Source organism: Lentzea aerocolonigenes, from assembly GCF_000955955.1.
Classification (GTDB): domain Bacteria; phylum Actinomycetota; class Actinomycetes; order Mycobacteriales; family Pseudonocardiaceae; genus Lentzea; species Lentzea aerocolonigenes_A.
Map to the genome: position 1 here is coordinate 21749 of NZ_JYJG01000052.1, position 12487 is coordinate 34235.

At 70.2% G+C, this 12487-nt stretch carries 9 protein-coding genes and 1 pseudogene; 4 read left to right on the plus strand and 6 right to left on the minus strand.

The window, feature by feature from the left end; genetic code table 11:
* Positions 1-47: 47 nt before the first annotated feature.
* Positions 48-902 (minus strand): NYN domain-containing protein, encoded by an 855-nt coding sequence (locus tag UK23_RS09645; RefSeq protein ID WP_045311064.1) that lies wholly within the window; start codon positions 900-902, stop codon positions 48-50.
* A gap of 87 nt (positions 903-989) precedes the next feature.
* Entirely contained in the window at positions 990-4076 is a 3087-nt protein-coding gene (locus UK23_RS09650; RefSeq protein ID WP_052684516.1) for a glycoside hydrolase family 2, read from the minus strand.
* A gap of 151 nt (positions 4077-4227) precedes the next feature.
* Here UK23_RS09650 and UK23_RS48440 point away from each other — a divergent pair, with 151 nt between their 5' ends.
* Positions 4228-5166: a hypothetical protein gene (locus UK23_RS48440; protein ID WP_052684517.1), complete on the plus strand. Its 939-nt coding sequence runs from the start codon at positions 4228-4230 to the stop codon at positions 5164-5166.
* Positions 5167-5172: 6 nt separating this feature from the next.
* Here UK23_RS48440 and UK23_RS09660 read toward each other — a convergent pair whose 3' ends face one another.
* From UK23_RS09660 to UK23_RS09670, 3 genes are read right to left on the minus strand one after another with little or no spacing between them, the layout of a single operon-like run.
* A complete protein-coding gene (locus UK23_RS09660; protein ID WP_045311065.1) occupies positions 5173-5433 on the minus strand; it encodes a DUF6510 family protein in 261 nt (86 codons plus the stop codon).
* Positions 5434-5446: 13 nt separating this feature from the next.
* On the minus strand, positions 5447-6181 hold the full coding sequence (locus UK23_RS09665) for a ferredoxin reductase (RefSeq protein WP_045311066.1): 735 nt from the start codon (positions 6179-6181) through the stop codon (positions 5447-5449).
* On the minus strand, positions 6151-6750 hold the full coding sequence (locus UK23_RS09670; RefSeq protein ID WP_045311067.1) for a sulfite oxidase-like oxidoreductase: 600 nt from the start codon (positions 6748-6750) through the stop codon (positions 6151-6153). The genes UK23_RS09665 and UK23_RS09670 overlap by 31 nt, the downstream gene beginning before the upstream one ends.
* A gap of 539 nt (positions 6751-7289) precedes the next feature.
* Between UK23_RS09670 and UK23_RS54790 the strand changes: the two are divergent.
* The 3 genes and pseudogenes from UK23_RS54790 to UK23_RS09680 form a co-directional block, all read left to right on the plus strand.
* A pseudogene (locus UK23_RS54790) lies at positions 7290-7808 on the plus strand (AfsR/SARP family transcriptional regulator); the annotation flags it as partial.
* A 163-nt stretch (positions 7809-7971) separates the two neighbouring features.
* Positions 7972-9792: a tetratricopeptide repeat protein gene (locus tag UK23_RS09675; RefSeq protein WP_330770038.1), complete on the plus strand. Its 1821-nt coding sequence runs from the start codon at positions 7972-7974 to the stop codon at positions 9790-9792.
* Positions 9789-10559 carry a crotonase/enoyl-CoA hydratase family protein gene (locus UK23_RS09680; protein WP_045311068.1) on the plus strand — a complete coding sequence of 257 codons (771 nt, stop codon included), beginning with the start codon at positions 9789-9791 and terminating at the stop codon, positions 10557-10559. Before UK23_RS09675 ends, UK23_RS09680 begins: the two co-directional genes overlap by 4 nt.
* Here UK23_RS09680 and UK23_RS09685 read toward each other — a convergent pair.
* Positions 10556-12334 (minus strand): CocE/NonD family hydrolase, encoded by a 1779-nt coding sequence (locus UK23_RS09685; protein WP_052684518.1) that lies wholly within the window; start codon positions 12332-12334, stop codon positions 10556-10558. The genes UK23_RS09680 and UK23_RS09685 overlap by 4 nt on opposite strands.
* Positions 12335-12487 lie beyond the last annotated feature (153 nt).

The following is a 12487-nucleotide window of genomic DNA, read 5'->3' on the forward strand; positions in this document are numbered from 1 at the left end:
TTCGAGTACCCGGAGATTGGGACGGATCACACTTTCGGGCAGTTTCTTCACTGCCCGAGATCGTCGAGCCGGACGAGCTGTGCTCTCGGATACTTCCGGCCCGGCATCGGCACAGGTGACCCGGTGAACGACACCGGCGTCCCCGCGAGCAGGAGGGTGAGCCCCTCCGGCAGTTCGTCGCGCGACACGAACCACGACCCGCCGCGGCTGTCGGTGATGAACCCGTGCGACTCCCCCGACCGCCACGTCGACACCGTGCCCTTGCGCCTTCCTCTCGGCGCGCCCACCGGCGACGCCACCGCCTGCGACGACCGCACGAAAGGGTTCTTGAGCGGGTAGTCGTCGTGGTCGGCCGGCGCGAACAGCTCGTCGAAGCCGGGCGTGAACGGAGCCGAGGCCCGCAGCGGCGCGGCGGTGCGCGGGGTCCAGGCGGGCGCCTTCACGATCGTTCTGACGTCGACCACCGGCACGACCACGTGCACGCCTCTCGCCGTCAGCCTCGTGACGAGCGGCGCGAAGTCGGCGTCGCCGGTGAGCAGCACCACCCAGTCCAACGGCACGGTCGTGGCCTTGTCCCACGCCTCCAGGGCGAGCTGGACGTCGACCCCCTTCTCCTTGCCGCCGTGCAGCGGCAGGTCGTGCCGGGTGATGCCGGCGTGCTCGAGCGCGGCGTCGAAGGACGCGGCCGGGGTGTCGATGCGCCCGCGAACGTAGTGGGCCTCGGCGATCACGCAGTCGTCGAGCGGCTTGCCGGTCTCGGTGCGGACGAACCAGCGCAGCGCGTCGTGCAGGCCGTCCAGCGAGATCCGCGCGGCCCGCTGGTGCGCGGTCGCGTAGAAGTCGCTGAGGTACGCGAACCACGTGCCGTCGTAGAACACGCCGATGCGGACGATCTTCGCCATCGAACGGACATTACCCGGCCGGGGAGGCTTGCTCCCCGGCCAGGCCCAGGTCAGCGGTGGTGGACACGCGGAGAACGTGTCCCGGCGTCAAGAGGTGACAGCGACGTCCGCGATGGCTCCGCTCCAGAAGTCGACGTTCTGCCCGCCCCACTTGGCCCGCCCCACGGCCAGCGCTCCGGTGCTCGGGATCGCCGGTCCGGCCGGTGCGGTCGCGACCAGCGCTCCGTCCACGTAGAGCCGGATCTCGTTGCCGGCCCGCTCGCCCTTCAGCTGGTACCAGCGGCCGAGCTCCGGCGTGATCTCGTACCGGGCCCGGTTGCCGCCGGGCGTGCTGAACGCGAACGCGCCCTGCCCGTACTGCAGGTAGAAGGGGTTCTCCTGCTCACGGCCGTCCTGGCTCACGGCCGTCGCGTAGTTGCCGGGCAGCTCGTCGAGCCGCACCCGTGCGGACACCGTGTAGTCGCCGGTCGTGTCGATGACCGGGCCGTACGTGTCGGCAGAGCCGTTCGCGAACTCCAGCGCGCCGTTCTTCCACGTGGCACCGGCCGGACTCAGCGTCAGCGAGTTGCCGCCACCACTGGAGTCCTTCGCCGTCGTCCCCTTGTTCTCGTCGAGCTTCCACTCGCCGCGCCCGGCGTACGGGTACGGCTGGCCGGCATCAGCGCCCGCCTCGATCACCCGCCGGTTGATCTCGCGGACCGGACCGGGATCGACCTTGATGCGCTTGCGGTCGTAGGTCCAGAGGCCGTTGAGCTCGCCTTCCAGGTCGGTGACCTGCGTGTAGACCGACGCGGACAGCTCCTGCCGCGCCTGGCCGAGGTAGAACGTGCGGGTGTTGTCGACGTACTTCGCCGTCAGCGCCGCCTTGTCCGCCACACCGCTGTAGATCGCGATCGGCGGAACAGGCCACTGGTGTCCAGGCGTGCGCAGCGTGAAGCCACCGTGCTCGCCGTCCATCACGACGCGCTTGCCGTCCGGACGCGCCGGGTCGGTGTTGTTGTAGTCGTGGTGGTCGATCACGTCGCCCCGGCCGCTGTCCCCCTTGGAGGCACAGCAGTTCACCCCGCTGTGCGCGTTGACGATCCGGCTGGGGTCGGCGGCCTTCACCTGGTCGGCGATCTGGCCGGTGACGGCGCGGTCCCACTCGCCCCATCCCTCGTTGAACACGATCCAGGCGTAGACGGACGGGTAGTTGTGCAGCTGGTCCATCAGCTCGCGGCCCTGGCTGAGCCACGCCTGCTGCGCCCCTGCGTCGTTGCCGTCCTCGACGGAGACGAAGTCCTGCCACACCAGCAGTCCGAGCCGGTCCGCGTGGTAGTACCAGCGGGCTGGTTCCGCCTTGATGTGCTTGCGGACCGCGTTGAAGCCGAGGTCCTTCTGCGCCTTCAGGTCGAAGACCAGCGCGTCGTCGCTCGGCGCGGTGTTCAGGCCGTCCGGGTAGAAACCCTGGTCCAGCTGCATCAGGTTGAAGATCGGCTTTCCGTTGAGGGTCAGCTTCGGGGTGCCGCCGACGTTCGTGATGCCTGTGGACCGCATGCCGAAGTAGCTCTTGACCCTGTCCCGGCCGAGCGTGATGTCGAGCTGGTAGAGGTACGGGTCGTCTGGCGTCCACAGGTGCGCGTCCGGCACCGGCAGCGTGAGGTTCGAGTTCGCGGGCCCGGTGACCGAGCCGACCTGCTTGCCCCTGGCGTCGCGCGCGACCGCCGTGACAGCGGCGTTCCCGGCGGACCTGACGTTCAGCGACAGCGAGCTCGTCGCGAGGTCGGGTGTCGTCTTGATCTCGTCGATCCCCTTGTCCGGCACCGGTTCCAGCCACACCGTCTGCCAGATTCCCGACGACGGCGTGTAGAAGATGCCGCTGGGGTTGGGCGACTGCTTGCCCTTGGGCTGGTGCGGGCCCGTGGTGTCGGTGACCGCGACGACGATCTCCTGCTCACCGCGCTTCAACGCGTGCGTGATGTCCGCGCTGAACGCCGTGTAGCCGCCGGTGTGCTCGGCGACCAGCTCGCCGTTCACCCACACCCTGGCCTGGTAGTCGACCGCGCCGAAGTTGAGCTTCACCCGCTGCCCGGACCAGTCGTGTGGAACGGAGACCGTGCGGCGGTAGAACATGTGGTCCTCGTGCCGTTCCAGCCCGGAGAGCTGCGACTCGACGGGGAACGGCACGATGATCTTCTCGGGGAGCTTCTTCCCGAACCGGGGCTGCTCACCCGCCTTGGCTCCCGCGAACTCCCACGGCCCGTTGAGGTTGAGCCACTTGTCGCGTTCCAGCTGCGGCCTCGGGTACTCCGGCAACGGGTTGCGCGGATCCAGCTTTTCACCCCACGGCGTCCTGAGCCGCTGCTTCGACGAGTTCGAGACCGTCCGCGCGGTCTTCTCCACCTTCGTGCCGTCCACCGCGAGCTGTCCCCCGCCGTCGTAGAAGAGCCGGACCCGTTGGCTCTTCAGCACTCTCTCACTCAACCGGACGGTGAGCCGGTTACCGCGCACGCTGATCACGTCGACCGGCATCGGCGTCGCGTCCACGTCGATCCGCAGATGAGCCTTCAGGTCGGCGACGTTCGTGACGCGTCCGTCGAACTCCGCCGTCAGCACCCGCCCGTCGTCCGAAACGGCGGCGGTGCGCGGCACGACCCGGAAGTCCGCGGGCGGCGTGAACGCGGACTCCGGCACGATCTGCTTCGGTGTTCCGGCGCCCGACCAGCGCAGGAACATGTTGGCGCCACCGGTGTCCTGGAACATCTCCAGCTTGAAGTCGTACTGCCGTCCGGCGGTGAGGGTCACCGGTGCGCTGGTCTGCTCGCGATCCCAGTCCCCGACCCAGTGGTCGATGACGGGTTTCCCGTCCACGAGCAGCCGGAACCCGTTGTCCCCGATGGCGTAGAACGTGTAGTCGCCGGTCTTCGGCACGGCGATGCTGCCGGTCCACCGCGCGGTCGTGTGCTCGGTGCGGCCGGCCAGGAACCCGAACACCGACGCCAGGTCCGGATGGTCGACCTCGGCGTCCAGCACGGTCCCGGCCAGGTTCGCGAAATCCCGCGCACCTGGCGCGGACATGGTGAAGTACTCGCCCTTCAGGCCGTGCACGGGCTCGGCGGCGCCCGCGGGTGGTGTGCCGGGCGCGACGCCCAACGCCAGCAGCAGCGCGACGAGTACGGGGGCGGCTTTTCTCATCGGCGAGGTTCCCCTTCGTTTTTACAACGTTGTAAGAGCGCTCCCATCTATCCAGGCACAAGGCCGGGACGCCGGACTACCTCCGATCGGAGGTATCGGCCATGTCAAACCGGACAGAATGAGAGCGCACCCACGAAACGAGGAGCGACGGTTGACCCACGAGCTGCTGCGCGGCGATCGTTGGCGTGCACTGACCGCCGACCGGGAGAAGCTGCGCGTCTACGCGGACGACGAGTGGTTCGCGGCGGGGTTGGACGATGCCCACCACGTGCTCGGTGACGACGCGGCGAGGTTCCTGCAGCAGCACGCCGTCCTCGTGATCCAACCGGACTGCGTCGCCGGGCGGCGGGCCGAGCGCTGCGTCGATCTGGTGCGGCAACAGGGGTTCGAGCCGGTCCACACGATCCGGTTCCACTTCGGCGCCGAACAGACCCACGGCATCTGGCGCTACCAGTCCAACATCTCCACACCCGCCAGCCGGCACATCGCCGACGAGGTGTGCGGCCAGGGCGACTCGCTGCTGGTGCTGCTCAGGGACACCACCCCGGACCCGGTGCTGCCCGCGAGCCTGCGCCTGTCCGATCTCAAGGGCCGCTCGGACCCGGCTCTGCGCACGGAACGCCACCTGCGCACGGTTCTCGGCGCACCGACCTGCCTGGTCGTGCTGGTGCACACGCCGGACGAGCCCGTCGACGTCGTCCGGGAGACCGCTCTCCTGCTCGGCCCACGCACGCGTGAGCTCTACGCGGCGATGGCCACACCGGCCGCCGACGACGTCGCGGCCCACATCAAGACCCTGTACGCCGAGTCCGAGCCGCACGACCTGGATCTCGGCGCCGCCTGGGACCGGATCACCAGCCACATCACCGACGAGCGCCTCGCGCAGGTGCGGGAAGGCGGTGAGAAGCTGGACTGGCCCTGGTTCACCGCCCGGCTGGTCGACGCCGGCCTCGACCCGCGAAGCTGGGACGCGCTCCTCGTCGGCAGCGCGCACATCGAGCACGACCTGGCCGGGACTCCCCGCCTCGTCGACCGGGTCAGCGTCGAGAGCTGGACCGACGGCGAAGCGGTGTTGCTGCCCAGGCCGTGACGATCGTCAGGACTCCAGCGGGATCTCCAGGCTCACCGTGCCGCGCAGGTCCAGCCACGCCCTGTCGCGTCCGCGCACCAGCCGCAACACGACTTCTTCGCAGTGCGGGCACCGGGCCACGATCCCCGGCGCGTTCTGATAGACCCGCAACGTCGCCACGGAACCTTTGTAACCGCAGCCCGCGCACTGCCCGGTCGCCACCGTCAGGTCCACCGCGAAGATCTCCCGCAGGTCGCCCGCGAGCGAGTTGCCGTCGACATGGCTCATCGGAGATCTCCTGTCAGCCGAAGCGTTCCGTGCGGACGCGACGCGGATCATGGCCCAGCGCCACGAAGATGTCGGACACCGTCTCGACGAACCCGGTCGGCCCGCACACGAACACGCCGGGGTTGAACTCGGCCGGCCAGGCGTGCGTGTTGATGGTGGCCACACCCAGCCGGCCCGGCGGCTCCGGAGAACCTTCCGGAGCTTGCCGGGTGTAGACGATCTTCACGTCCAGCCCGCCGTCGTCGCGAGCACGCTGCCGCAACTCGTCCGCGAACATCACGTCGTCGGACGTGCGCACCGAGTAGATCAGCTTGAACGGCACGCGGCTGCCCTCCGCGGCCCGCACCCGGATCATCGCCATCAGCGGTGCGATGCCGGAACCGCCGGCTACCAGCGTCACCGGCGACAGATCCGAGGCACGCCAGACGAACCAGCCGCCGACCGGTCCGCGCAGCTCGATCTGGGAACCCACCGTGAGCACGTCGCACAGGTACGGAGACACCTCGCCGTCCTCGACCCGTTGCACGGCCAGCTCGACCCGGTCTCCTGCCGACGAGATCGAGTAGCTGCGCTGCACCGAGTAACCGTCCTCGGCCGTCAGCCGGAGGTCGACGTGCTGGCCCGGCAGATGTCCCGGCCAGTCAGGCACGTCGAACACCAGCGACCGTGCGCTCTTCGTCAGGTCGGAGGCGGCCGCCAGCGAGGCCACCCGCCAGGTCAGTCGCCCTGGTACCGCTGCTCGCGCCATGGGTCTCCGTAGTCGTGGTAGCCGGCGGTCTCCCAGAAACCGGGCTCGTCCTCCAGCAGCAACTGGATCCCGCGGACCCACTTCGCCGACTTCCAGAAGTACAGGTGCGGCACCAGCAACCGGGCCGGGCCGCCGTGCTCGGGCGTCAGGTCGTCATCGTCGTAGCGGTACGCGATCCACGCCTGGCCGTCGAGGAGGTCCTCCAGCGGCAGGTTGGTCGTGTAGCCGCCGTACGAGTGGATCAACGCGAAGTCCGCGGCCGTCTCGACGTCCTCCAGCAGGACGTCCAGCGAGACGCCCTTCCAGCGGGTGCGCAGCTTGGACCACTTGGTGACGCAGTGGATGTCCGTGGTGATCTTCTCGGCCGGCAGCTCGATCAGCTGCTGCCACGACCACGTGTGCTTCTGCCCGGCCTCGGTGCCGACCGTGAACTCCCAGCGGTCGGTCGGCACGCGCGGCGTCGGGCCCGCGGTGAGGACCGGGAAGTCCTCGGTGAGGTACTGACCGGGCGGCAGCTGCACGTCCGGTGACTGACGCCGCCGGGTGAAGCCGGGAGAGACGATGGCCATGCGTGCAGTACACAGCACCAGCCGCGGACCGTCCACCTGGTGCGCGGCGACATCCGACGCGGGATCGCGTGCCGGCCCACGGCGCGATACGGGCCAAGTCCACCCGCGACCGGCCGCCCACGGATCGCCGTAGCTCTCCTCCAGCCCCGCCAACCCGGGTGACATCGCCGTCCAGCAACGCCGTGCCGTGCCGAGCAGCGGCCACGAGCGTGGCGTGGCACGAGCACCCGGCACTGCTCCGGATCCGACAGCACCTCGCGGAGCTCTTCCGGAATCCGACGCTCCACACTCTCTCCCCGTCGGCGGTTTCCGAAGATCCGCGAAGCGAGCGCATTCCGGATTCTCCCGCTGCTCCCTCATTCCATCGCCCGGCGGGCGGCCGCGAGGTCGATAGGCTGGGCGCGGGACGGGAGAGGGTGAAGAAACTGCTGCGTCTACTCGGGGAAGTGGCCGCGCTCGCGGACGGGGTGCCGGTCGATCTGGGGCATCCCAAACAGCGTTGCCTGGCGGCCGCGCTGGCGGTCGACGCGGGCCGGGTCGTGCCGGCAGACCGGCTGCTCGACCGCGTGTGGGGTGCGGACGCGCCGCAACGTTCCACGCTGCACAGCTACATCTCCCGGCTGCGGCTGGCGCTGGCCGGCGTCGAGGGCCTGACCGTCGAGCACCGGTCCGGCGGCTACGCGTTGCTGGGCGACGCGATCGATCTCCTGCTGTTCCGCGATCTCTGCGCACGCGCACGGGCGGTTCCGGACGACGCCGCGAAGCTGCTGACCGAGGCGCTGGAGCTGTGGCAGGCGGAGCCGCTGGCGGGGCTCACCGGCGAGTGGGCAGAAGCCGAACGCGCACAGCTGGAGCTGGAACGCCTGGCGGTCCGGCACGACCTGGTCGACGCGCGGCTCCGGCTCGGCCACGGCGGTCAGCTGGTCGTCGAGCTGTCCGCCCGCGCCGCCGAACACCCGTTGGACGAACGGGTGCAGAGCCAGTTCCTGCTGGCGCTGCACCAGGCCGGCCGCACCGCCGACGCGCTGGACCACTACCGGCTGGTCCGCGAGCGGCTGGTCGAGGAGCTCGGCACCGAACCCGGTGCCTCGCTGCGCGACCTGCACAGGCGGCTGCTCGCCGACGACGCCCGCGTGGTCCGGCTCGTGCCCCGCCAGCTGCCCGCCGCGCCGGTCCCGTTCGTCGGCCGCCGCGAGGAGCTGGACCGGCTCGACGCCGCTGGTGGGACCGCGGGGCACCGACCTCTTCCCCGACGGACAGCTGTTCGCGGACCTGCGCGGGTTCTCCCCCGACTCGTCACCGCTCGAGCCCGGCACCGTGCTGCGCGGGTTCCTCGACGCGCTGGGAGTCGAGGACGACAAGACCCCGGCCGCCACCGAGGCGAGGTCGGCGTTGTTCCGCAGCCTGGCCGCCGAGCGGCGGATGCTGATCGTGCTGGACAACGCCGCCACCGCCGACCAGGTCGTGCCGCTGCTGCCCGGCGCCGGGCAGTGCACCGTGGTCGTCACCAGTCGCCGGGTGCTGACGGGCCTCGTCACCCGCCACGGCGCCCGCCATCTCGACCTCAACCTGCTGTCCGACGACGAAGCCCGCGCGTTGCTGGAACAACGGCTCGGCGCGGCCAGGCTCGCCGCCGAACCGGACGCGGTCACCGCACTGCTGGGCTACTGCCGCCGCTTCCCGCTGGCACTGGGCATCCTGGCCGGACGCGCGGCGACCCAGCCGCACCTGCGCCTCGGCGAACTCGCCGACGAGGTGCGCGACTTCGGCGTCGACGCGCTGGACGACGACGATCCGGCCGCGAGCCTGCCCGTCGTGCTGGCCACGTCGTACCAGGCGCTGACGGCCCAGCAGCAGGAAGTGTTCGGGTTGCTGGGAATCGCGCCCGGCCCGGACATCGGCCTGCCCGCCGCCGCGAGCCTCACCGGGCTCACACCAGCCCGTGCCGCACGGGCGCTGCGCGCGCTGCAGGAAGCGTCACTGCTGGACCGCGGCGCGGACGGCCGGTACTCGATGCACGACCTGATCCGCAGCTACGCCGCCTCCAAGGCCCCCAGCGACCTGCGCGACGCGGCGCTGGACCGGGTCGTCGACTTCTACCTGCACACGGCCTACACCGCCGACCGGCTGCTCAACCCGTTGCGCCCGCCGATCCAGCTCACCTCGCAGGGAACCCCGCATCCGCTGACGGACCCGCTGGCCTGGGTGGCCGCCGAGCACACCTGCCTGATGGCCGCCCAGCACACCGCTGCCGACCGCGGCCGCCACGACGTGGTGTGGCAGCTGGCGTGGTCGCTCGCGACCTACCACTACCGCGGAGGCCACCGCCACGCCGAAGTCGCCGTGTGGCGGGTCGCGGCGGACAGCGCCGGCCACCTCTCCGATCCGGCCGACCACTGCCGCACCCTGCGCAGCCTCGGAACCGCCCACGCCCTGCTGGGCGAGCACGAGGAGGCCGTGCGCCACCTGAAACAGGCGCTGGCCCTGGCGGAACACCACGACGACCTCACCCAGCAGGCGCACACCCGCCATTCCCTCGCCTGGACGTCGACGATGCGCGGGGACGACCGCGAGGCCCTGCACCACGCCCGGCACACCCTGGACCTCCACCGCGCTCTCGGCGATCCGCTGCGGATCGCCCGTTCGCTGAACACGGTGGGCTGGACCGCCGCCAGCCTCGGCGACCACGACACCGCCCGCGAACACTGCCTCGAAGCCCTCGCCCTGCACCGGCTGCACCACAACCCGAGCGGCGAAGCCACCACTTTGGACAGTCTCGGATACGTCGAGCACCTGTCGGGCAACCACGATCAGGCCGTCGACCACTACCGGCGGTCGCTCGTGCTGTACGAGGCCGAGGGCAACTCCGTCGAGGCCGCGCACACCCTCGACCGGCTCGGCCAGTCCCACCTCGCGCTCGGTCAGCGCGACCAGGCCCGTTCGGTGTGGCTGGAGGCGCTGGAGCTGTACCGGCAGCAGGACAAGGGCAACGACGCCGAACGGGTGCAGGGACAACTCGACGCCCTCGCGGAGGAGTCATGAACGACGTGCGGGTCGAGATCACCGGCACCACCACGGTGATCTGGATGAACCGGCCGGACCGGCGCAACGCGGTCGACGGGCCGATGGCCGCCGAGCTGCTGGACGCGTTCCTGGCGTTCGAGGCGGACGACAGCCAGCGCGTGGCAGTGCTCGCCGGTGCGGGCGGCACGTTCTGCGCGGGCGCGGACCTGACCTCGGTCGGCGATCCCGCGCGCCGCAACGAACTCGACCCAGCCGGTGGCGGAGCGGGGCCGATGGGGCCGTCCCGGTTGCACCTGAGCAAGCCGTTGATCGCGGCCGTGAGCGGTCATGCGGTCGCGGGTGGGCTGGAACTGGCGCTGCTCGCCGATTTGCGGGTGGTCGAGAGCGACGCGGTGTTCGGCGTGTTCTGCCGGCGCTGGGGAGTGCCGTTGATCGACGGTGGCACGGTTCGGTTGCCCCGGATCGTGGGCCTGGGCCGGGCGCTGGACCTGATTCTGACCGGACGGCCCGTCGCCGCCGACGAGGCACTGGCGATGGGGCTGGCCAACCGCGTCGTCGAACCGGGCCAGGCCGTGCGGGTGGCTCTCGAACTCGCTGAGCAGATCGCCGCGTTCCCGTTCGAATGCGTGCTCACGGACCGTGCGTCGACCTACGCGGGTCTCGATCTGCCGGTGGTGGAAGCGTTGCGGGCGGAAGGCGCGGCCGGAGTTCCGGTCGTGCAACGGGAAGGCGCTTCCGGCGCCGCCAGGTTCGCGGGCGGCGCCGGAAGACACGGCCAGTTCTAGCCGGTGATCACCGCGCCGCCGACGATCGGCAGCACGACATTGCTGACACCGAGCGACACGTTCAACGCGATACCGGCAGCCCCGGTGTCCGTTGCGACGTAACCGCTGTGGTTCGTGACGATCACGATGCCGATGCGGTGCCCGGCCGGGATCAGCGCGTCCCGAGCGTGCAGCCGCCAGCTGACGTCCACGGTCGTCCCGTTGGTGGGCAACGGGGTCGAGGTCTCCAGTGACGCGCGGTTCTTGGCGTCGATGGAGCCGCGGGTCAGCATGGTCGCGGTGACCGCCTGCACCGAGACGTCCGGCGGGCGCGCGCATCCGGTGCGGTCACGCAGGTCCGCCCGCGTGCAGGTCTCGGTGGAGAGCTGGATCGGCGACCGGTCCGTCATCACCGCCTGGGTGCCCGGGCCGTAGTCCACCAGCAGCGCGGTCAACGGTGTGGACGCCCGGTTCGACGCCACCCGTGCCGTGAGCCGGACTTCGCCGGACACCCGCGCGGCCTGCGTGAGCGGTGGCGTCACGTAGACCAGCCTGCGCGGATCCGCCGTCTCCGGATTGGCCATCATCTGCGTCTCGCTGAGGTTCGCGTTGTCCCCCAAGCGTTGCGTGCCGGTACCAGGAGCGGTGGTCAGCGAACCCGACATGCCACCGGCCGCCGGACCGAAGTACAGCGTGGTGTCCTTGGTGTTCGGCCGCGGCCAGGAAGCGTCCTGCTCCCAGGTGCCGTCAGGCTTCTGGAAGTCGGCCATGGGCTCGTTCATGATCCCGTTCTGCACGCCCTTGAGCCAGTGGTCCATCCACAGGCCCATCACGCGCTGCCACTCGGCCTGGCGGAACGAGATCGGGTCGAGGTGCCCGCCGCGGTGCAGCCAGATCTTGCGCGGCACGCCCCGGTCCGCGAGCTGCTGCCACCAGCGGCCGAACTGCGACGGCTTGACGTTCCAGTCCGCCTGGCCGTGCACGGCGAACACCGACGCCGTCACGTTCTGCGCGGTCTGCCGGTAGTCGCGGGCCTTCCAGAACGACGTGTAGTCGAAGGTCTCGTCGCCGTCCTCGGCCGCCAGCTTGTCGAGAACCGGCTTGCACTTCGCCTTCTGCGCGGAGCTGATCACGTAGTTGGCGAGGTAGGTCGGGTAGTCCTTCGAGTGCGCGCCGCGGTAGGCGATGCCCTGGTCGCGCGAGTACTCGTACCAGCTGGAGATCGCGGCGATCGGCACGATCGTCTTGACGCCGGGGATGTTCGCCGCGGCGGCCGCGTTGGGCAGGGTTCCGTTGTAGGACACGCCCAGCATGCCCACGTTGCCCGTGCTCCAACTGGCGGTGGCCGGCCTGTCGTCGGCGTAGAACGCCTTCGCCCGGCCGTTCAGCCAGTCGACGACGGCTTTGACGCTCGCGGTGTCCTCGGGGCCGCCGGTGGTCGGGCAGCCGGTCGACCGGGAGGTGCCTTGCATCTCCATCTCGACCACCGCGTACCCGCGCGGCACGAAGTACTCGTCGTACCACCGGCTGAAGCCACGCGGCACGTCCATCGCCTTCGCCGCGAAGGTGCCCAGTCCGTAGTAGGGGCTGGCCTCCATGACGATCGGCACCTTCGCCGTGGAGTCCGGACGCATCACGTCCGCGGCGATCCGGTCCAGCTTGCCGTCCGCGTCGCTGTCCATTGTGGACTCGACGTACACGGTCTCGGTGATCGCGGCAGGGGCTGCGTTGGAGACAGGAGTGAATGTCGTCGCGGCCGTCAGCAGGGTGGCCGCGACGAGGTAGACCCTTCGCATGAGTTCCTCCGTCGGAGGACCCGTTCACCCGCAGGGGTGTGGTGAATCGGGTCCTTCCAACGGATCTCACCGAAACCGGAGCTCTGTCCGGTACGGCCGAAAGATCTAAACCAATACCGGAACTACACGCCGAGATCGATGAAGGGAACCTTC